Here is a 24,798-nt window from a genome sequence, read left to right as displayed (position 1 = left end):
CGACCACCACATCCACCCCGGCATCAGCGAGCATGAACTCCACTCGCTCCACCGGCAGCTCAGAATCGACCGGCAAATACGCCGCCCCCGCCTTCCACACCCCCAAAATCCCGACGATCATCTCCACACCCCGAGGCAACCCAAGCCCCACCACCGACTCACGACCCACACCCTGCCCCCGAAGCCAGTTCGCCAGCCGATTCGCCGCCGCACCCAACTCCCCAAAGGTCAACGACTCACCACCGGCAACCACCGCCACCGCAACCGGATCCAGCAAAGCCTGCCGCTCAAACAACTCCACCACCGACGACGACTCCGCCTCCACCGCAGTGTCGTTGAACTCCACCACCACCCGATCCCGCTCCCCGGCACCAAGCACCCCCACCGCAGACAACCGCACCCCCGGAACCGCCACCACCTGCTCCAACACCCGCACCAGGCGCTCAGCAATCCCCTGCACCGTGCTCAGGTCGAACAGATCCGTCGACGCCATGACCGCCCCCCGCAACCCCGCGGGCCGGCCGTCCCCATCAAACGACTCCCCCACCGCAAGATGCAGATCCAACCTGACCGGGACAGTCGTCGCCTCATCCACCGGCGACCGCACACCCAGCACCTCACCGGCCGAAGCCGCCCTCACCTCACCCAGATCCAGCGCAGAACGCCGCGTGTTCTGCATGGTGAGCATCACCTGGAACAACGGGTTACGGCTCTGCACCCGCGTCGGCGCAGTCTCCTCGACCAGCCGCTCGAACGGCACGTCCTGATGGGCCAGGGCGTCCAGGCTGGCGTCCCGCACCCGCGCCAGGACCTGCCGGAACTCCGGATCCCCTGACAGATCCGTACGGATCACCAAGGTGTTGACGAAGAACCCGACCAAGTCATTCATCGCTTCGTCGGTACGACCCGCGATCGGCGTCCCGATAGGGATGTCGCTGCCGGCACCCAGCCGCGACAGCAACACCACCAGTGCCGCCTGCAACACCATGTACGGCGTCGCACCCTCCGCACGCGCCAACTCCGCCAGCCGCTGATGCACCTCCGCCGACACCCGCACCGGCACCCGATGCCCACGATGACCGATCACCGCAGGACGCGGCCGATCCACCGGCAGCACCAACTCCTCCGGCGCACCCGCCAACGCCCCCTTCCAGTACTCCACCTGCTGCGACAGCAGACTCCCCGGATCCGACGCCTCACCCAAAAGCTCCCGCTGCCACAACGTGTAATCCGCATACTGCACCGGCAACGGCTCGAACACCGGAGCCTCACCACCCCGCCGCGCCGCATACGCCCGAGAAACGTCGCGGGCAAGTGGCGCCATCGACCAGCCGTCGCCGGCGATGTGGTGGACCAGGACAACCAGGAGGCCGTCGTCCGGCCGGTCGTCCGTCTGGAACAGCCAGGCGCGGATCGGCAGGTCGGCGGCCAGGTCGAAGATGCTCCAGGCGGCCTCGTCCACGGCGGCCGCCAGCTCGGCGGGCGCGACGTGCCGCACCTGCATGTCCCAGTCGAGGTTCTCGGGGGCCACGATGTGCTGGTAGGGCTCGCCGTCGGAGACCTTGCAGAGCGTACGCAGCGACTCGTGCCGGATGACGACGTCACGCAGCGCGGCGCCCAGCGCCTCGACGTCCAGGTTGCCACTGAGCGAGACGGTCAGCGGCACGTTGTAGGTCGGGCTCGGGCCCTCGAGCTGGGCCAGAAACCACAGTCGCCGCTGCGCGAAGGACAACGGAATCATCACTGGTTCTCCTTACGCATCGGACGAAGAGCGGGTCGAGTCGTCGACTTCTCGGAGCTCAACTTCGCGGCGAGCGCCGCCGGGGTAGGTGCCTCGAAGAGGGTTCTGACCTTGACTTCCACACCGAGCCTCGCTCGGATGCGAGAAAGCAGACTGATGGCGAGCAGGGAGTGGCCGCCGAGTTCGAAGAAGCTGTCGTCGACCCCGACCGACTCGTGCTGGAGCACTTCGGCGAACAACTCGCAGAGGAGCGCTTCGTTCTCATTGGCGGGCTCGCGCCGGTTCGCGCGGTCCGCCGGGTGGTCGGGGGCGGGCAGGGCTTTGCGGTCGAGTTTTCCGGCAGCGGTGAGTGGTAGTTCGGGGAGGGTGACGATCGCGGCGGGCACCATGTACTCCGGCAGCAATCGGGCCAGGTGCTGGTGGAGGCCGCCCTCGCCGCCTTCCTCGCCCGGGCCGCCTGGGGTATCGGTGCTGTCGGCGCTGTCGGCGCGGACGACGTAGGCGACCAGGCGGGCGTCTCCCGGGATCTCCTCTCGGGCGATCACCGCGGCCCGGTCCACGCCGGGATGGCTGCGGAGTGCAGCTTCGACCTCGCCGGGTTCGATGCGGAAGCCACGGACCTTGACCTGCTCGTCCACCCGGCCGACGAACACCAGTCGCCCGTCGGACGTCCACTTCACCAGGTCGCCGGTCCGGTACATCCGCGTCCCCGCGGGACCGTACGGGCAGGCCACGAACCTCTCACCGGTCAGCCCGGGGCGGCTCACGTAGCCACGGGCAACCTGGACGCCGGCGGCGTACAGTTCGCCGGTCACGCCGACCGGCACCGGCGCCAGGTCGTCATCCAGGACGAACACGCGGGTACCGTCGAGCGGTGTGCCGATCGGCACCACACCGCCGTCGACCTTGTCCGCGGTCAGCTGCGTGGTGGCGATTCCGATCGTGGTCTCGGTCGGCCCGTAGTGGTTGTGGACCTGCCGGTTCCCTGCCGCTCGCAGCAGTTCGCCCACCCACTCGGCCGACGCTGCCTCACCACCGAGCACCAGCGAGCTGCCGGGCAGTACCGCCTCGGGCCCGGCGGCGGAGCTCAGTGCTGCCAGGTGCGAGGGCACCGCCTTGACGAAGCCGATGCGCTGCTCGACCAGGTAGTCCGCGACCGCTTCGGCATCCGTGACCGTGGCCTCGTCCAGCACGTGGAGTTGACCGCCGGTGACCAGACTGGTGAACACGACCGTGTTGCCGAGGTCCGTCACCTGCGGCTGCAACAGGGCGTACCGCGCCCCCGGTTCCGACCAGTCGAGGCGGCCCGACGCCGAAGCCACGTACCCGGCAAGACCGCCGTGGGTGACCGCCACGCCCTTGGGTACGCCCGTCGAACCCGACGTGTAGATCACGTAGGCGAGCTGCGCGTGATGGGACGTCACCGGCGGCGCGTCCTCAGGGTATGCGGCCGGCAGGTCCGGGTCGTCCAGTGTCACGGTCGCCACGCCGGGCGGTGTCTCGACCGGTACCGCGGCCTCGGCGGCGGTGAGCAGCACCCGCGCGCCGCTGTCGGCGAGCATGAAGGCGATGCGGTCGGGAGGGAGTTGGGCGTCGATGGGCAGATACGCTGCGCCGGCCTTCCAGGCCGCCAGGATCGCCGTGATCATCTGGAGACCGCGCGGCAGGCACAGACCCACCACGGTCTCGGGACCGACCCCGAGGCTGCGCAGATGGTGGGCGAGCCGGTTCGCGGCGGCGTCGAGCCGGCCGTACGACACCTCGGCGCCGTTCGCCACCACGGCGATGGCGTCGGGGCCGGCCGCCGCCCGTCGCTGGAACAGGTCGACGACCGTCGACTCGGGAGCGGTTCCCTCGGTGCCGTTCCAGCCGTCCAGCACCAGATCGCGCTCGTGCCCGTCCAGGATGTCCACCGCGTGCAGCGGCAGGTCCGGTGCCGCGCTGACGGCCTCGAGCACCCGCAGGAACCGTGCGGCCATCCGCCCCGCGGCCGGTTCGTCGAACAGGTCGGCCGTGACGGTCACGCCGCCGCGCAGTCCGGCGGGGCGGCCGTGCTCGTCGAGCACTTCCGCGATCGACACGAAGAAGTCGTACCTGCCCGGTGCCGATGCGGCCTCGTCGAGTACGGTTCCTGCGCCGCCGGTGCGCAGTCCGGGCAGGTCGAGGGTCGTGCGCCGGTTGTTCTGCAGGGTCAGCATGACCTGGAACAGCGGGTGGCGTCCCAGCGCCCTGGACGGTGCCAGTTCCTCCACCAGCCGCTCGAACGGCACGTCCTGGTGCGCGAGGGCACCCAGGCTCGCTTCCCGTACCCGGCCGAGCACCTGCCGGAATTCGGGATCTCCGGACAGGTCGGTCCTGATCACCAGTGTGTTGAGGAAGAACCCGACCATGTCGTCCAGCGCTTCATCGGTGCGTCCCGCAATCGGCGACCCGATGGGGATGTCATGGCCGGCTCCCATGCGCGACAAGGTCACCGCCAGGGCGGCCTGCAGGACCATGAACGTCGTCACGCCCTCGGCGCGGGCCAGGTCGACCAGCTGACGGTGGACGGCGGCGGGCACGTCGAGGGGCACCCGGTGGGCGCGCTGGGTGGCGACCGCGGGGCGCGGCCGGTCGGTCGGCAGCGTCAGCTCTTCCGGAGCGCCGGCGAGGGTCCGCCGCCAGTAGTCGACCTGTGCCGAGAGCAGGCTGTCGGGGTCCGACTCGTCGCCCAGCACGTCACGCTGCCAGAGGGTGTAGTCGGCGTACTGCACCGGCAGTGGCTCCCAGTCGGGCTCCTCGCCGCGCAGCCGCGCCGCGTACGCGCTCGACAGGTCCCGCGCCAGCGGTCCTTCCGACCACCCGTCGGAGGCGATGTGATGCATGATGACGAGCAGCACCTGCTCGTCGGGGCCGGCCTGGAACAGCCACGCCCGGATCGGCGGCTCGGTCGACAGGTCGAAGGCATGGCGCGACGCCTGGGCCACAGCTCCGGCGAGTGCCCCGGGTGCGACCGGGGTGACTTCCAGTTCCCAGCGCAGGTCCTGCGGATCGATGACCTGCTGACGGGGTTCGTCGTCCACCTCCGGGAAGATCGTCCGCAGCGACTCGTGCCGCACGATCACGTCCCGCAGCGCCGCGCCCAGGGCAGCCACGTCCACGCCGCCGGTCAGGCGGACCGACACCGGGATGTTGTAGGTGGGGCTGGGGCCCTCCAACTGGGCCACGAACCAGAGCCGCCGCTGCGCGAACGACAACGGCACCCGCTCCGGCCGCGCCGCCACCCGCAGCGCGGTGCGGGTCCGGTCCGTTCCGGGCCCGGCCACGCACGCGGCCACCCCGGCGACGGTCGGGGCCTCGAAGAGGGCCCGCAGGGGCAGTTCGACGTCGAGTACGGCGCGGATCCGCGAGATGAGCCGCACCGCAAGGAGGGAGTGGCCGCCAAGGGCGAAGAAGTTGTCGTCGACCCCGACCGACTCCATCCCGAGCACCTCGGCGAACGCCCCGCACAGAACCTCTTCCTGGACGGTGGCCGGCGCCCTGCCCCCGCCGCTGCGGTACTCCGGCGCGGGCAGCGCCTTGCGGTCGAGCTTGCCGTTGACGGTGAGCGGCAGCTGGGTCAGCGACACGAAGGCTGCCGGGACCATGTACTCGGGCAACCGCTCAGCGACGAACACCCGTAGGGCGTCAAAACCGCCGTCGCCCCCAGGATCGGCTGACACGACGTAGGCGACGAGCTGCTTGTCGCCCGGGGTGCCCTCACGGGCGATCACCGCGGCCTGCGCGATGTCCGGGTGCTCCAGCAGGGCGGCTTCGATCTCGCCCGGCTCGATGCGGAAGCCACGGACCTTGACCTGCTCGTCGGCCCGGCCGAGGAAGACCAACTGCCCGCCCGAGGTCCACTTCACCAGGTCGCCGGTGCGGTACATCCGTTGCCCCGCAGGACCGAAGGGAGAGGCCACGAAGCGTTCCGCGGTCAGGCCCGCGCGCCGGACGTAGCCGCGGGCCAACTGCACCCCGGCCAGATACAACTCCCCGGCCACGCCCGGCGGCACCGGTGCCAGAGAGTGGTCGAGGACGAACACCTGCGTGTTGGCCACCGGTGCCCCGATCGGCACCGAACCGGCGCTCTGCGCCGGGTCACAGGCCCAGGCGGTGACATCCACCGCCGCCTCGGTCGGACCGTAGAGGTTGTGCAACTCCACCCCGGCGAAGGCGGCATGGAACCGCGTCTGCGTCGACAACGGGAGCGCCTCACCACTGCACACCACGTGCCGCAGCTCCCGCAGATCACCCGCATCCGTCCGCAGGAAGGCATCCAGCATCGAGGGCACGAAATGCACCATGCTCACGCGGTACTCGCGGATCGCCTCCGCCACGTAGCTCGGGTCGCGGTGGCCACCGGGACGAGCCACCACCAGCGTGGCTCCCCAGAGCAGGGTGCCGAGCAGCTCCCACACCGACACGTCGAACACGGTCGGCGTCTTGTGCAGCACGCGGTCCCCGACGCCCAGTCGATAGCGATCCCCCATCCACGACAGCCGGTTCACGATGCTCTCGTGGGAGACCGCCACACCCTTGGGCCGCCCCGTCGACCCCGACGTGTACATCACGTACGCGACATCCCGCGGGTCCGGCACCGGAGGCACCGGCCCGGGAATCCCGCCATCCGCGACCGACCACTCCGCCACGGCCTGCGGGTCGTCAAGCACCACCACCGGCTCCGCGTCTTCGAGCAGCAGCGCGATCCGCTCGGCCGGATACTCCGGATCGACCGGCAGATACGCCGCCCCCGCTTTCAGCACCCCCCACAACGCCACCACCAGCTCGACACCGCGCTCCAACATCACCGCTACCGTCGAGCCCGCACCCACTCCCTGGTCGATCAGGTGCCGGGCCACACCCGCCGCCCGCACGTCCAACTCCGTGTACGACAGCTGCGTACCCTCGAACACCACCGCCACCGCGTCCGGTGACCGCCGCACGCGCTCCGCGAACAGCCCCGGCAACGTCGCGGACTCCACCGGCACAGCCGTGTCGTTCCACTCGGTCAGCACCCGCGCCCGCTCGCCGGCGTCCAGCACATCCACCTCATGCAGCCGTACGTCCGCTGCCTCGGTGACGCGTTCGAGCACCCGCACCAGCCGCTGCCCGATCACCTCGGCCGTGCCCGCGTCGAACACATCCGACGACGCGTTCACCGAGCCGTGAAGTCCTGCGGGAAGCCCCCGTTCGTCGTAGGTCTCCCACAGGGTGACGTCGAGGTCGAACCGCACCACCGACGCCATGCTCGACTCGTCCAGCCTGGCGAGGCCCTGCTCGGCGCCGGCCAGTCGCAGCGATGTGTTCTCGGTGTTCTGCACGGTCAGCATCACCTGGAACAGCGGGTGCCGCGCCATCGAGCGGGACGGCGCCAGCTCCTCCACCAGCCGCTCGAACGGCACGTCCTGGTGCGCGAGGGCACCGAGTCCGGCTTCCCGCACCCGCGCCAGAACCTGCCGGAACTCCGGGTCCCCGGAAAGGTCGGTGCGGATGACCAGCGTATTGACGAAGAACCCCACGAGGTCGTCCAGTGCCTCATCGGTACGGCCGGCCACAGCGGAGCCGATCGGGATGTCGGTACCGGCCCCTAGCCGCGACAGCGTCATCGCCAGCGCGGCCTGCACCACCATGAACGTCGTCACGCCCTCGGTCCGCGCCAGCTCCACCAGCCGCTCGTGCACTTCGCCGGATATACGCATCGGCGCCTCGTGCCCGACATGGCTCGCCACGGCCGGTCGCGGACGGTCGGCCGGCAGCGTCAACTCCTCCGGAGCGCCGGCCAGCGTCCGCCGCCAATACTCCACCTGCCGCGACAGCAGGCTCTCCGGATCCGACTCCTCACCCAGCAACTCACGCTGCCACAAGGCGTAGTCGGCGTACTGCACCGGCAGCGGCTCGAACACCGGGGCCTCACCGCGCCGCCGCGCCGAGTACGCGGTCGACAGGTCACGGCCCAACGGACCACGCGACCAGCCATCGCTGGCGATGTGATGCACCACGATCAACAGCACCTGCTGGTCCGGCCCGGCCTGGTACAGGCAGGCACGGATCGGCAGTTCGGCGGAGAGGTCGAAGGCGTGCCCCGACGCCTGAGCCACCGCTTCCGCCAGCCCTTCGGACGTCACCTGTACCCGCGGCAGCTCCCAGTCCAGCTCGTGCGGATCCACGATCTGCTGGTACGGATCGCCGTCCGCCTGCGGGAACATCGTCCGCAGCGACTCGTGCCGGACGATCACGTCCCGCAGCGCTGCTCCCACCGCGTCGGCATCCACGTCGCCGTTCAACCGCATCATCGTCGGCAGGTTGTACGTCGCGCTGGGGCCCTCCAGTTGAGCCAGGAACCACAGTCGCCGCTGCGCGAACGACAACGGCACCCGCTCCGGACGTACCCCGGCCCGCAGGGGCAGCCGCACAGGCTCGGACCCGGCTCCCGCGATGCGGGAGACCAACCCGGCCACGGTCGGCGCCTCGAACAGCGAACGCAGCGACAGCTCCACTCCGAGGGCGACGCGGATGCGGGACGCCAGTCGGACCGCCAGCAGTGAATGCCCGCCGAGTTCGAAGAAGTTGTCGTCGACCCCGACCGATTCCAGGCCCAGCACCTCGGCGAACGCCGCACACAGCGCCACTTCCTCGGGTGTGGCCGGGACGCGCCCCATGCCGGCGGCGTACTCGGGGGCGGGCAGAGCCTTGCGATCGAGCTTGCCGTTGGCGGTCAGCGGCAGCTCCGGCAGCGCGATGACGGCAGCCGGAACCATGTGGTCGGGCAGCCGCGCCGCCACATACTCCCGCAGGCCCTCGGGCTCGCCACCATCCGCCGCCACGACGTAGGCGACCAGGCGCTTGTCGCCGGGCGTGTCCTCGCGGGCCACGACCGCCGCTTGGACCACGTCCGGATGGGTAAGCAGGGTGGCCTCGATCTCACCGGGCTCGACGCGGAACCCGCGCACCTTCACCTGCTCATCCACACGACCCGCGAACACCACCTGCCCATCCGACGTCCACCTGGCCAGGTCCCCGGTCCGATACATCCGCTCACCGGAACCAGGGCCGAAGGGGCAGGCCACGAACCGCTCACCTGTCAGCGACGGCCGACCCACATACCCGCGGGCCAGCCCCGCACCGGCGACATACAACTCACCGGTCACCCCGACCGGCACCGGCTGGAGGGTGTCATCCAGCACGAACAGGCGGGTGTTGGCGATCGGAGTGCCGACCGGCACCACGCCACCAGCCACCAACTCCCGCGTCAGCTCGGCGGTAGCGACACCAATCGTCGTCTCCGTCGGACCATAGTGGTTGAACACCCGCCGGCCCCCGGCAGCAACCACCAGTTCTCGCACCCAGCCAGGGCCGGCGGCTTCGCCGCCCAGGACGAGGGAACCAGCAGGAAGCAGCGGCTCGATACCCGCCGCGGACGTCAACGCCTGCAGATGCGACGGCACCACCTTGAACGCATCAATACCCTGCCCGGCCACATACTCCGCCACAGCATCCGGATCGGTCACCGACTCCTCATCCAGCACATGGAGTTGACCGCCCGTGGCCAGGCTGGAGAACACCACCGTGTTACCCAGGTCCGTCACCTGCGCCTGCAACAGCGCATACCTCGCCCCCGGCATCGTCCAACCAAGCCGCTCGGACACCGACGACACGTAATTGGCCAGCGACCCATGCGTCACCGCCACACCCTTGGGTACGCCCGTCGAACCCGACGTATAGATCACATACGCCAACCCCGCCGGATCAATGTCCAGCCCCACCGGTATTTCCGGGACCTCCGACAGCCGCTCCAGATCGCCCGAATCCACCACCACACTCACCCCGGCATCAGCGAGCATGAACTCCACCCGCTCCACCGGAAGCGCCGAATCGATCGGCAAATACGCCGCCCCCGCCTTCCACACCCCCAGAATCCCGACGATCATCTCCACACCCCGAGGCAACCCAAGCCCCACCACCGACTCACGACCCACACCCCGACCCCGAAGCCAATGCGCCAGCCGATTCGCCGCCGCACCCAACTCCCCGTAGGTCAGCTGCTCCCCATCGGCAACCACCGCAACCCCATCCGGGTCAGCCGCCACCCGCCGCTCAAACAACTCCACCACCGAAGAACCGGCCGCACCCGAGGCGGTGTCGTTGAACTCCACCACCACCCGATCCCGCTCCCCGGCACCAAGCACCCCCACCGCAGACAACCGGACCCCCGGAACCGCCACCACCTGCTCCAACACCTGGCCGAACCACTCGGCCATGCGCCCGGCCGTCGGGACGTCGAACAGGTCTGCGGACGCGGTCAGTCCGCCGCGGAGCCCGCACGGCCGCCCTTCGTCGTCGAAGACCTCCGCCAGCGACAGCTCGAGATCGAACTTCGCCGGCACGGTGTCCGCGCTGCCGACCACCGGCGCCCTCGCCGCGGCGCGAGCGCCGGGCAGCTCCAGCGCGGCACGCTCGGTGTTCTGCACGGTCAGCATGACCTGGAACAGCGGATGCCGTGCCAGCGACCGCTCCGGCGCCAGCTCCTCCACCAGCCGCTCGAACGGCACGTCCTGATGGGCCAACCCACCGAGTCCGGACTCTCGCACCCGGCCCAACACCCGTCGGAACTCCGGATCCCCGGACAGGTCCGTGCGGATCACCAAGCTGTTGACGAAGAACCCGACCAACTCGTCCAATGCCTCGTCGGTGCGGCCCGCGACGGCCGACCCGACGGGGATGTCGTTGCCGGCGCCGAGCCGCGACAGGGTCACGGCCAGTGCCGCCTGCAGGACCATGAAGGTCGTCACGCCCTCGGCCCGGGCGAGGTCGACCAGTTCCTGATGCACCTCGGCCGGTATGCGCAGCGGGACCTGATGCCCGCTGTGGCCGGACACCGCCGGGCGGGGCCGGTCCGTGGGCAGCGTCAGCTCCTCGGGAGCGCCGGCCAACGTCTGCCGCCAGTAGTCGACCTGTGCCGAGAGCAGGCTGTCGGGATCCGACTCCTCGCCGAGCAACTCGCGCTGCCAGAGGGCGTAGTCGGCGTACTGCACCGGCAACGGCTCCCAGTCGGGCTCCGCACCACGGAGCCGCGCCGCGTACGCGGTCGACAGGTCCCGCGCCAACGGTCCATCGGACCACCCGTCGGATGCGATGTGGTGCACGACGATCAGGAGCACCTGTTCGTCCCGCCCGGCCTGGAACAGCCATGCCCGGATGGGCAGTTCGGTCGACAGATCGAAGGCGTGGCGCGACGCCCGGTCCACGGCGTCCGCGAGTTCGCCGTGCTCGACCTGACGGACCTGCAACCTCCAGTCCAGGTCCTGGGCATCCAGGACGTGCTGGTACGGCTCGTCGTCCGCGACCGGGAACATCGTCCGCAGCGATTCGTGACGGGCGACGACGTCCCGCAGCGCCGCGCCCAGCGCCTCGGCGTCCACGCCGCTCAGGCGAATCGGTATCGGCATGTTGTAGGTGGGGTTTGGGCCCTCCAACTGGCCGAGGAACCACAACCGCCGCTGGGCGAACGACAGCGGCACCCGGTCCGGACGTGCGCCCGCGGTCAGCGCCGGCCGCACCTCGTCCGCGCCGTCCTCGGCGAGCGAGGCCGCGATCCCGGCGACCGTCGGCCTTTCGAAGAGGACGGACAGCGCCAGTTCCCGGCCAAGCAGAGCGCGGATACGCGAGATCAGCCGGACGCCGAGCAGGGAATGCCCACCGAGCTCGAAGAAGCTCTCGTCCACCCCCACGGTCTCGATCCCCAGCACTTCGGCAAAGGCTCCGCAGAGAATCTCCTCCTCGACGGTCGCCGCCTGGCGCCCGGCACCGGCGTCGGTCGCGAAGTCGGGGGCGGGGAGCGCCTTGCGGTCGAGCTTGCCGTTCGCCGTCAGCGGCAACTCCGGCAGCGCCACCACGGCCGCCGGCACCATGTAGTCCGGCACCTGCCGTCCGACGAACTCCCTCAGGTCGTCGCCGTCGACGGACGTGGCGTCACTGTCGGAGGGGACGACGTAGGCCACCAACCGGGTGTCGCCCGCGGCATACTCGCGCGCGACGACCGCCACCCTGGCCACGCCGGGATGCGAGTGCAGGACCGCCTCGATCTCACCTGGTTCGATGCGGTACCCGCGGACCTTCACCTGCTCGTCGGAGCGTCCCAGGAACAGCAGCTCGCCCTCGGCGCTCCACTTGGCCAGGTCCCCGGTGCGGTACATCCGGTCTCCGGAGCCGAACGGGCAGGCAACGTACCGCTCGCCGGTCATCGACGGGCGGCCCACGTAGCCGCGTGCCAGGCCCGCTCCCGCGACGTAGAGCTCCCCCGGAGACCCGACGGGTACCGGCGCAAGACCTTCATCCAGCACGTACAGGCGTGTGTTGGCGATCGGCTTCCCGATCGGCACCGTGTCGCCGATGGGCCGGCCGGCACGGACCTCGTGGATCGAGCAGCCGACCACCGTCTCCGTGGGGCCGTACTCGTTGATCACCACGCTCTCCGGCGCCACCGGCAGCCAGCGGGCCACCTCGTCACCGGCGAGCGCCTCACCGCCGACCACCCAGCGGCGTGCGGCGTTCCGCAGCCGGTCGGCCGGCAGCAGCTCGGCCAGCATCGGAAGGTGTGCCGGTACGACCTTCACCAGGTCGAACCCGTCGCCGGAGCGCAGTATCTCGGCCAGCCCTTCGACACCGCCGTCCTCGCTCACCGAGATCGCCGCGCCGGCGACGAGCGGCACCAGCAGGCTGGTCACCGTCAGGTCGAACGCCAGAGACGAGTACAGCACCGCTCCGCCGCGCCCCACGTCGTACGTCTTGGCCGCCCAGGCCACGTAGTTGGCCAGCGCCTCGTGCGTGACCGCCACGCCCTTCGGCCTTCCCGTCGAGCCGGAGGTGTACATCACGTACGCCAGCTCGGCGGCGCGGGGCGACACCGGCAGGAGGTCCCTCATGGGCACGAGCGCCGTGTCGAGGTCGTCGACCGCGATCACGGGCATCCTCGCCACGGGCAGAGAGTCGAGAATGTCCGTGGTGCTGAGCAACGTCACCGCCCGGCTGTCGGCCAGCACGAACCCGACTCGCTCGGCCGGCGTTGCCGGATCGATCGGCAGGTACGCGGCCCCCACCCGCCACACGGCCAGGACGCCGGCCACGGCGTCCACGCTCCGCGGCAGGCACAACCCCACGACCGAACCAGGGCCCACGCCCAGCCCGGCAAGCACACCTGCCAACCGCTCCACGCGCGCGTCCAGCTCCGCGTAGGTGAGCGTGGCGCCTTCCTGCCGGATGGCCGTGGCGTCCGGAGCGGCCTGGACCCGTCGCTCGAACATCTCCGGCACCGACGCGTCCGCCACATCCGTGGCGGTGTCGTTCCAGTCCACCACCATCCGCTCGCGTTCGGCGACACCCAGCACGTCCACGGCGCACAGGGCTGCGTCCGGGCCGCCGTCCAGGGCGTCGGTGAGCGCGTCGACCACCCTCTCCAGCGTGGTGCACAGCAGCTGGCTGACCGCGTTCGGATCGAACACGTCGGAGGTCTGCGCGAGCACGCTCAGACCGCTCTGCCCGCGATCGTTGACCGACACCGACAGCGGATAGTGGGACCGCTCTTCTCCGAAGACGGTCCGGATGCCTTCCACCTGCTGCTGTCCGGCAGCACTCTCCTTGGGGTCGGTGATCTGCCGGTAGTTGAGCAGGGAGGTGAACAGCGGCGTGTTGGGCTCTATGCCGCTGGCGCGCTGCGCGATCGCGAGCGGGGCGTGCTCGTGCTCCAGCAGGGCCGCAAGTTGGTCCCGCATCTCCTCGACCGCGGCCCGCACCCCCACCTTCCCGGTCGGTACGCGCACCGGGAGGGTGTTGATGAACGGACCCACCACCCGGTCGGCGCCGGCGCCGGCGTTCATGCGTCCCAGCAGTACTGTTCCGAACACCACGTCGCCCCGGCCCGACAACACCGCCAACACCCTGGCCCAGGCCACGTGCAGCACCGTGGCCGCACTGACCCCGAGTTCCCGTGCCACTCGCCGCAGGCCGACCACGACTTCGTCGGGAACGAGGGTGCCCGCGTCGACGAAGCGGCCGCCGACGTCGCGTACGTCCATCACTCCGTAAGGGGCGGTGGGTTCGGTGACGTCGCCCAGGAGGCCGGCGAAGAACCGCTCGTGTTCCTCGCGGGGAACCGCACGCGTCTGGGCGACAAAGTTGCGGAACGGCAGCGCCGCTGCCAGGTCCTGGGTCTGGCCGGACAGCACCGCGCGGAGTTCCTGCATGACGACGTCCATGCCCATGTGGTCCTGCAGCATGTGGTGCATCCGCACAACACCGAGCCAGCGGCCCTCGGTCGCCTCGGCCACGTGCAGGTCCATCAACGGCGCGCGACGCAGATCCATCACCGAGCCCGCTACGGCGACCAGGGGATCCATCCGTCGCCTCGGTTCGGCGGAGTCGAACTCGAGGACGTGCTCGACGACCGGCAGGTCCACGTGCCGCCACACCACCTGCACGGGCTCACGCAGGCCCTCCCAGGCGATGCCGGTGCGGTAGATGTCATGGCGGTCGACGACCTGCTGCAGAGCGCTCGCGAACTCATCCACTGCACTGCGCGAGTCGAACTCCACGCCGAAGTTCGCGACATAGACGTCCTCGCCGGCGCCAGCCAGGAGGTGGTGGAAGAGAAGCCCTTCCTGCAGCGGTGCCAGCGGATAGATGTCGGCGACATTCGCCGCCCCGCCGTCGACCGTCGCGACGACCCGGTCGATGTCCTCCTGATCCAGCCCCACCAACGGCAGCATGTCCGGGGTGATCCGATCCGCACCGTCCGGGATGCGGTTCTCCGGCACCTCCACCGAACCGGCGCCCGTGGACGCGGCCAGCTGGGCCGGCGTAGGCGCTTCGAACAACGCCCGTACCGACACCGTCACGCCCCGGATACGCAGCCGCTCGACAAGCTGGACCGCGAGCAGTGAGTGCCCGCCGAGCTGGAAGAAGTTGTCGTCGACCCCGACCGACCCCAGGCCGAGGATGTCGGCGAAGGCCGCGCACAGGATCTCTTCCTGGATGGTGGCGGGGGCCCGCCCGGCGCCGGTGACGTACTCGGGGGCGGGCAGCGCCTTGCGGTCGAGCTTGCCGTTGGTCGTCAGCGGCAACTCGTCCAGGGGCACGAACGCGGCCGGGACCATGTACTCCGGCAGCCGGCCCTCGACCAGCTCGCGCAGCTCCGTCACGTCCCCATCCGCCACCACGTAGGCGACCAGACGCTTGTCGCCCGGAACGTCCTCACGTGCCAGCACCGCCGCCTGGGCGACGTTCGGGTGGGACGACAGCAGGGCCTCGATCTCGCCGGGCTCGATGCGGAATCCGCGTATCTTGACCTGCTCGTCCACACGGCCGGCGAACAGCAGCTGCCCGTCGGTCGTCCACTTGGCCAGGTCGCCGGTCCGGTACATCCGCTCCCCGGGAGCACCGAACGGGCAGGCCACGAACCGCTCACCGGTCATGGACGCCCGGCGGACGTAGCCGCGTGCCAGTCCGGCGCCGGCCACGTAGAGCTCTCCCTGCACGCCCGCCGGTACCGGCTGCAGCGCCGCGTCCAGCACATACAGGCGCGTGTTGGCCATCGGCGCCCCGATCACGGGCTTGTCGCCGGCCGTGAGCGGTCGGGACATCGACGCACACACCGTGATCTCCGTCGGCCCGTATGCGTTGATCATCCGCCGGTCCGGAGCCCAGCGCTCCACCAACGGCACGTCCAGGGCGTCGCCGGCCGACACCAGCGTGGTCACCGATCCGAGGTCGTCGGCTCCCAGCACGGCGAGAACGGCGGGCGGCAGTGTCACGTGCGTCACTCCGTGCCGGGCCACCACCTCGACCAGGCCGGCACCGGGAACCAGCTCCTCGGTCGGGGCCACGACCAGTGCGGCGCCCGAGCACAGCGCCATGAGCACCTCGGAGGTCGCCGCGTCGAAGCCGATCGAGGCGAACTGCAGGACGCGCGCCCCAGGTTCCACCGCGAACCGCTGGATCTGTGCCGTCGCCAGGTTCACGGCCCCGCGGTGGGTGAGCGCGACGCCCTTGGGCGTCCCGGTCGACCCGGACGTGTAGATGACGTACGCCAGACCCGCCGCGTCCTGCTCCACCTCGGGCGGCGTGTCCGCGCAGCCCTCCACGAGCATGGTGGTCATCGGGTCGTCGATCGCGACCATGCGCACGCGTCCGACCGGGAGGTCGCCGAGCGTGTCCTGGGTGCCGACGATCAGCTGGGCGCGGCTGTCGTCCAGCACGTAGGCCAGCCGCTCGACGGGCAGCCCCACGTCGACCGGAAGGTACGCCGCCCCGGCCTTCCACACCGCCAGGATCGCCGTCACCAGCTCGACACCGCGCGGTAGTCCCAGGGCCACGACCGACTCGCGGCCGATGCCCAGATCGCGCAGATGGCGCGCCAGGCGATTGGCCGCCGCGTCGAGCTGCCCGTACGACAGCTCGACACCGTCGCCGACGACCGCCACATCCTCCGGAGCCGCAGCGACTCGTCGGGCGAACAGGTCCACGATCGTCGAGGCGGGGGCCGGGGCCGCGGTGTCGTTCCAGCCGCCGAGCAGAAGGGTGCGCTCGTCGGCTCCGAGCACGTCCACGGCGAGCAGCCGGGTGTCGGGGGCCGCCGTCACCAGCGCCAGCACCCGGCTCCACCGTTCGGCGACGGCTTCCACCGAGGCGGCGTCGAACAGGTCCTTCGCCCCGGTCACCGACCCGACCAACCCGGCCGGACGGCCGTGCTCGTCGTAGGTCTCCCCGATCATCACGTCCACGTCGCACTTGACGGACGCGGTCACCGCGGCCTCGATGCCCGCGGCCGCTCCCGCCCGCACGCCGGGCATCCGCAGCCGCGGCCGCTCGAGGTTCTGCAGTGTCAGGGCCACCTGGAACAGGGGGTACCGCGCCAGGGAGCGGACCGGCGCCAGTTCCTCCACGAGGCGTTCGAACGGCACGTCCTGGTGCGCGAGGGCACCCAGGCTCGCTTCCCGTACCCGGCGAAGGACCTGCCGGAAGTCCGGATCTCCGGAGAGGTCGGTGCGGATCACCAGCGTGTCGACGAACGACCCGACCAGGTCGTCCAACGCCACGTCGGTGCGACCGGCCACACCGGAGCCGATCGTGACGTCGGTGCCGGCGCCGAGCCGTGAGAGCGTCACCGCCAGCGCGGCCTGAAGGATCATGAACGTCGTCACGCCCTCGGCCCGGGCGAGGTCCGCCATGCGCTGGTGCACCTCGGCCGGTATCCGCAACGGCGCCCGGTGCCCCTGGTGGCCTGCGACGGCCGGACGCGGGCGGTCGGCCGGCAGCGACACCTCCTCGGGCGCCCCGGCGAGCGTCCGCCGCCAGTACCCCACCTGCTGCGACAGGAGGCTCTCCGGGTCCGACTCGTCGCCCAGCAGCTCCTGCTGCCAGAGGGCGTAGTCGGCGTACTGCACCGGCAACGGCTCCCAGTCGGGAGTGTTTCCCTCCAGCCGAGCGGCGTAGGCCGTCGACAGGTCCCGGGCGAGCGGCACCGTCGACCAGCCGTCACCGGCGATGTGGTGCATGACGATCATGAGGACCTGCTCGTCCGCCCCGGCCCGGAACAGCCACGCCTTGATGGGCAGTTCGGCCGACAGGTCGAATGCGTGCTGCGCCGCCTCGTCGACCAGACCGGCGAGCTCGCCGGCCTCTGCCTGAAGGACCTGGAGATCCCAGTCCATGTCCGACGGGGCGAGGATCTGCTGGTACGGCTCGCCGTCCGCCGCAGGGAAGGTCGTCCGCAGCGACTCGTGGCGGGTGAGCACGTCCCGGAAGGCCAGTTCCAGCACCCCGGAGTCCACGCCGTTCAACGGGATCATCATGGGGATGTTGTAAGTGGGGCTCGGTCCTTCCAACTGGGCGAGGAACCACAGACGCCGCTGCGCGAACGACAACGGAACCCGCTCCGGCCGCACCCCGGCCCGCAGCGGCGTACGCGCCTGCCCAGTGGTGCCGGCAAGGTGCGCTGCCAGGCCGGCCACCGTCGGCGCGTCGAACAGCGAGCGCAGGGGCAGTTCGACGTCGAGCACGGCGCGGACTCGCGAGACCAGCCGGACGGCGAGCAGCGAGTGGCCGCCGAGCCGGAAGAAGTTGTCGTCGACGCCCACGGACTCCAGACCGAGGACGTCGGCGAAGGCAGCGCACAGGATCTCCTCCTGGACGGTGGCCGGCTCGCGCCCCGCCCCTGTGGAGTGCTCCGGTGCAGGCAGTGCCTTGTGGTCGAGCTTGCCGTTGACCGTCAGCGGCAGCTCCGGCAGCGTCACGAAGGCGGCGGGCACCATGTACTCCGGCAGCCGCGAAACCACGAGCGCCCGCAGGGCTTCGAGGTCGAGCTCGTCGCGGTCGGAGACCACGTAGGCGACCAGACGCTTGTCCCCGGAGGTGTCCTCGCGGGCGACCACCGCGGTCTGCGTGACGTCCGGGTGGGCGAGCAACGTGGCTTCGATCTCGCCCGGCTCGATACGGAACCCGCGTACCTTCACCTGCTCATCCGCACGGCCGGCGAACACCAACTGCCCGTCCGACGTCCACTTCGCCAGGTCCCCGGTCCGGTACATGCGCTCCCCGCCGGGCCCGAACGGGCAGGCCACGAAGCGTTCCCCGGTGAGCGACGGGCGGCCGACGTAGCCACGGGCCAGCTGGACCCCCGAGAGGTACAACTCGCCGCTGACCCCCGGCGGCACCAGCCGCAAGGCGTCGTCCAGGACGTAGGCCCGGGTGTTGGCCGCCGGCGCCCCAATGGGCACCGCGCCTTCCGCCTGGGCCGGATCGCACGCCCAGAAGGTGACGTCGATCGTCGTCTCGGTCGGCCCGTACAGGTGGAACAGCTCCACCCCGTCCATCGCCTCGAAGGCCCGCTGCTGTGTGGACAGCGGCAACGCCTCACCGCCGCTGCTCACGTACCGCAGGCTCGGCAGCTCACCCGGGTCCGACAGCAGGAACGCATCCAGCATCGAGGGCACGAAGCCCACCACGGTGATGCACTGGTCCCGGATGACATCCGCCAGGTAGCCCGGGTCCTGGTGCCCGCCGGGGCGAGCGACCACCAGTGTTGCCCCGGAGATCAGGGTGCCGAGCAGCTCCATCACCGACACGTCGAAGACGATCGGGGCCTTGTGCAACACCCGGTCCCCGGGCCCGAAACCGAACCGGTCGCGCATGCGCACCAGCTGGTTGACGATGGCCTGGTGCGAGACCAGCACACCCTTCGGCCGACCTGTCGACCCCGACGTGTAGATCACATAGGCCGCGCTCTGCGGATGCGGTACGACACCGGCCGTCGAAGGCGCCGTGCCGGGGCCGTCGGCGGCTGACCACCGGGCGACGGCCTTGGGGTCGTCCAGCACCACGACCGGCGCGGCATCCTGCAGCAGCAGCGCGATCCGCTCGGCCGGGTACTCCGGATCCACCGGCAGGTAGGCCCCACCGGCCTTCAGCACTCCGAGGATCGCGGTCACCATCTCCACGCTCCGCGGCAGGCACAGCCCCACCACCGACTCCTGGACCACTCCCCGACTCCGCAGGTGGTGCGCGAGTCGATTCGCCGCCGCGTCCAGCTCCCCGTACGACAGCTCCACACCCTCGAAGACCACAGCCACCGCACCCGGATCCGCGGCCACCCGATCCTCGAACAACCTCACCAACGACGTGGCCGGTACATCGACGGCCGTGTCATTCCACTCCGACACCAACAGCTCACGCTCGTCCACGCCGAGCACATCCACCGCGCTCAGCGCGACGTCCGGGCCGCCGTTCACGACCTCGGCGAGCGCGTCGACCAGGTTCTCCGTCGCGGTGCGCAGCAGGCGACCCAGCGCCAGCGGGTCGTGGGTGTCGAGCATCTCCACGCTGAGGCTCAGCCCACCCGTGCCTCGGTCGTTGACCGACACCCCAACCGGATAGTTCGTGCGGTCCTCGCCGAAGACGGTGCGGATGCCCTCCACAGGCCGCTGTTCGTCCCGCTGTTCGCCGGTTGCGGTCTGAGACGACCCCGTGATGTGGCGGTAGTTGAACAGCGACGTGAACAGCGGCACAGCGCCACCTACGCCACTGGCCTGCTGCGCGGTCGCCAGCGAGGCGTGCTCGTGCTCCAGCAGGGCCGCCAGTTGGTCCCGCATCGCCTCGACCGCCGCGCGCACCCCGACCTCGTCGGTCCGCAGACGCACCGGCAGCATGTTGATGAACGGGCCGAGCACCCGGTCGGCGCCGGCGCCCGCGTTCATCCGGCCGAACAGCACCGTGCCGAACACCACGTCGTCCCGCCCTGACACGGTGGCAAGCACCCGCGCCCAGGCCACGTGCAGGACTGTCGCGGTGCTGACACCCAGCTCGCGCGCCACCCGCCGCAGGCTGTCGGTGAGCCCCTCGGGCAGCGGCACGCCCGCCTCGATGATCCCGCTGCCGTCTCCGCGTACGTCCAACAGCCCATAGGGGGCGGTGGGTTCGGTGACGTCTCCGAGCAGGTCGGCGAAGAACCGTTCGTGTCGCGCGCGGGGAACCGCACGCGTCTGGGCGACGAAGTTGCGGAACGGCAGTGCGGGGGGCAACTGGTCGGCCGCGCCGGACAACACCGCGCGCAGCTCGTCCAACAGCACGTCCATGCCGACGTGGTCCTGCACCATGTGATGCATCCGTACGACTGCCAACCAGCGGCCCTCAGGTGCCTCGGCCACGTGCAGGTCCATCAACGGGGCACGCCCCAGGTCCATCGCCGAACCGGCCAGGCCGACAAGAGATTCCGCCCAGCTGCCTGCCCGCTCCGCGGAATCGCGGTCGATCTCGTGCTCGACGATCGGCAGGTCCACGTGCCGCCACACCACCTGCACGGGCTCACGCAGGCCCTCCCAGGCAATGCCGGTGCGGTAGATGTCATGGCGGTCGACGACCTGCTGCAGAGCGCTCGCGAACTCATCCACTGCGCTGCGCGAGTCGAACTCCACGCCGAAGTTCGCGACATAGACGTCCTCACCGGCGCCAGCCAGGAGGTGGTGGAAGAGAAGCCCTTCCTGCAGCGGTGCCAGCGGATAGATGTCGGCGACATTCGCCGCCCCACCGTCGACCGTCGCGACCACCCGGTCGATGTCCTCCTGATCCAGCCCCACCAACGACAGCATGTCCGGGGTGATCCGATCCGCACCGTCCGGGATGCGGTTCTCCGGCACCTCCACCGAACCAACGCCCGTGGACGCAGCCAGCTGAGCCGGCGTAGGCGCTTCGAACAACGCCCGTACGGAGACCGATACGCCGCGAGCACGCAGCCGCTCGACAAGCTGGACTGCCCGCAGGGAGTGGCCACCGCGTTCGAAGAAGTTGTCGTCGACCCCGACGACATCCACGCCCAGGATCTCGGCGAAGGCGGCGCACAGGACCTCCTCCCGCACCGTGGCCGGCGCACGGCCACCGCTGGTGGCGAACTCCGGCTCCGGGAGGGCCTTGCGGTCCAGCTTGCCGTTGGTCGTCAGCGGCAGCTCCGGCAGGGTCACGAACGCGGCGGGCACCATGTACTCCGGCAGTCGGGAGGCGACCAGTTCCCGTAGCCGTTCCGGTTCGTGGCCGTTGGGCACCACATAGGCCACCAACTGGCGGTCACCGGGGCCGTCCTCGCGGGCGATCACCGCGGCCCGCGTCACGTTCGGATCGGTCAGCAGAACGGCTTCGATCTCGCCCGGCTCGATACGGAACCCGCGGATCTTCACCTGCTCATCCGCACGCCCCGCGAACACCAACTGCCCGTCCGCAGTCCACTTCGCCAGGTCCCCGGTCCGGTACATCCGCTCACCGGAACCCGGGCCGAAGGGGCAGGCCACGAACCGCTCGCCCGTCAGCCGCGGATGGCCCACATAGCCACGGGCCAACCCGGCACCGGCCACATACAGCTCGCCCGCAACGCCGACCGGAACCGGCTGAAGGAAGTCATCCACCACGTACAGACGGGTGTTGGCGATCGGACGGCCGAACGGCACCACGCCCAAGCGGTTAGCGTCCACCGTCTCGGCAGCCACCATCACCGTCGCCTCGGTCGGCCCGTAAGTGTTGACCAGCCGACGCCCCTCCGACCAGCGCCGCGCCACACTCTCGCTGACCGCCTCCGCACCCACCAGCACCGTGCCGACCCGGGCCAGATCCTGCGGATCCAGTACCTCCAGCAACGACGGCACCACACTCGCCGCCCCCACCCCCTCCAACTCCCTCAACCGCCGCGGCTCCCGACGCTGCTCCTCACTCGCGATCCACAACGTGGCACCCGACGACAGCGTCACCGCCACATCCAGCACGGAGGCGTCGAAACTGAACGACGCGAACTGCAACACCCCCACACCCGGACCCGCACCCATCACCGGACCAAACACCGACACCAAATTCGCCACCGAACCATGCGAAACGCCCACACCCTTCGGCGTCCCCGTCGATCCCGACGTGAAGATCACATACGCCAGCGAGGCCGGATCAACCTGCACATCCGGTGCCATCTCCGACGCATCGGCAGAGGCCTCCAACTCCTCAACGCCAACCACTACCTCCACCCCGGCGTCGACGAGCATGACCTCCACCCGCTCCGCCGGCAGCGCCGCATCGATCGGCAGATACGCCGCGCCCGCCTTCCACACTCCGAGAGTCCCCACGACCATTTCCGGGCCACGCGGCAGCCGCAGCCCTACCACCGACTCACGACCCACACCCCGACCACGAAGCCAATTCGCCAGCCGCTTCGCCGCCACATCCAACGCGCCGTACGTCAGCTCCACACCCTCAAACACCACCGCCGCCGAATCCGGAGCCGCGGACACCCACCGCTCGAAGGACGCCGGCACCGACACATCCACCACATCGACGGCCGTGTCATTCCACTGCCGCACCACCACGTCACGCTCGTCGGCTTCGATGACGTGCACCGCACGCAGGGTCGTGTGCGGGGTTGCGGTCACCGACTCCAACACGTGACCGAGCCGGCTCGCCATGCGCGCGGCCGTCTCAGCCTCGAACAGGTCCGCCGACGCGACGAAGGTGCCTCGCAGCCCGGCCGGACGCCCCTTGTTGTCGAGCACCTCGTACAGCGACACCTCAAGATCGAATTTCGCCGCCACCGTGGCCACGTCACCCATCGCCGGCTCCCCGGACCGAGCGTGGGCGCCGGGCAGTTCGAGCCGGGCCTCGGCGGTGTTCTCGAGGGTGAGGAAGACCTGGAAGAGGGGGTGGCGGGCCAGGGAGCGGGAGGGTGTCAGCTCTTCCACGAGCCGTTCGAAGGGCATGTCCTGGTGTGCGAACGCGGCCAGGCTCGTCTCCCGCACCCGTGCCAGGATCTGCCGGAAGTCCGGATCGCCGGAGAGGTCGGTGCGAATGACCAGGGTGTTGATGAACAGTCCGACGAGGTCGTCCAGGGCCTCGTCGGTACGCCCCGCGATCGGCGATCCGATCGGGATGTCGGTGCCCGCACCCAGCCGCGACAGGGTCACGGCCAGCGCGGCCTGCGCCACCATGAACGTCGTCACGCCCTCGGCCCGCGCCAGCTCCACCATCCGCTGATGCACCTCGACCGGTATCCGCACCGGCACCCGATGACCCTGATGGCTTGCCACCGCCGGACGCTGCCGGTCCACCGGCAGCTCCAACTCCTCCGGAGCACTCGCCAGCGCCTGCCGCCAGTACTCCACCTGCCGCGACAGCAGACTGTCCGGGTCCGACTCCTCGCCCAGCAGCTCCCGCTGCCACACCGCGTAATCCGCATACTGCACCGGCAACGGCTCCCACCCCGGAGCCTCACCCCCCAGCCGCGCCTCATAAGCCGTGGAGACATCCCGAGCCAGAGGACCGCGAGACCAGCCATCGGCGGCAATGTGGTGCATGACCAGGAACAGCACCTGCTCGTCCTGGCCGGCCTGGAACAACCACGCCTTGATCGGCAGTTCACTTGACAGGTCGAAGGCATACTGCGACGCCTGGGCCACCGCCCCGGCCAGCGCCTCCGGCTCCACATGGGAGACCTGCAGATCCCAGTCCAGGTCCTCCGGGTCGAGAATGTGCTGGTAAGGCTCGCCCTCGATGGCCGGGAAGACCGTCCGCAGCGACTCGTGCCGCCCGATCACATCCCGCAACGCCGCACCCAGAGCATCGACGTCCACGTCCTGGAGGCGGATAGGGCTGGGAATGTTGTAGGTGGGGCTGGGGCCCTCCAGCTGGGCCAGGAACCACAGCCGCTGCTGCGCGAAGGACAACGGCACCGGCTCCGGACGCACTGCGGCCCGCAGTTGCGTACGCGCCTGTCCCGCACCGTCGGCGAGGCGCCCCGCCAACGCGGCCACCGTGGGGGCCTCGAACAACGTGCGGACCTCGACCTCCACCCCCAACACCACACGGACCCGAGACACCAACCGCACCGCCAGCAGCGAATGCCCGCCCAGAGCGAAGAAGTTGTCGTCGACGCCGACCGAGGCGAGGCCGAGCGTGTCGGCGAACGCCGCACACAGAATCTCCTCCTGGACGGTGGCCGGAGCCCGGCCCGCACCGGTGACATACTCCGGCGCCGGCAGCGCCCGCCGATCCAGTTTCCCGTTCACCGTCAGCGGGAGATCGGGCAACTCCACCACCGCGGCCGGCACCATGTACTCGGGCAGGCGGCCGGCCATGAACTCACGCAGATCATCAAGGTCGAGACCATCTGTGTCGGCCGGCACCACGTAGGCCACCAACCGCTTGTCCCCCGGGGTGTCCTCGCGGGCGACCACCACCGCCTGCCTGACCTCCGCATGCGTGAGCAAGGCAGCTTCGATCTCACCCGGCTCGATACGGAACCCGCGTACCTTCACCTGCTCATCCGCACGACCCGCGAACAGCAGTTGCCCGTCCGGGCTCCACTTCGCCAGGTCCCCGGTCCGGTACATCCGCTCACCAGTGCCGAAGGGGCAGGCCACGAACCGCTCACCCGTCAGCGACGGGCGGCCCACATAACCACGGGCCAGGCCCACGCCGGCGACATACAACTCCCCCGCCACCCCGACCGGCACCGGCTGAAGCCC

2 protein-coding genes (1 of these 2 only partly in view) are annotated in these 24,798 nt (G+C 70.3%); both read right to left on the bottom strand.

The window, feature by feature from the left end; all coding sequences use genetic code 11:
- The coding region annotated (locus tag ACWD02_RS41775; protein ID WP_451221839.1) for an amino acid adenylation domain-containing protein crosses the window boundary (this coding region is incomplete at its 3' end): on the bottom strand, positions 1-1,741 show 1,741 of its 10,942 nt. The annotated region extends 9,201 nt beyond the left edge of the window.
- Positions 1,741-24,798: non-ribosomal peptide synthase/polyketide synthase (locus tag ACWD02_RS41770; protein ID WP_451221836.1), on the bottom strand; the 23,058-nt coding region annotated here is incomplete at its 5' end. The genes ACWD02_RS41775 and ACWD02_RS41770, both read right to left, overlap by 1 nt.

This window comes from Streptomyces sp. NPDC002853 (assembly GCF_053591915.1).
Note: the sequence above shows the minus strand (reverse complement) of the source record. Positions and strands in the feature narration are given on the sequence as shown.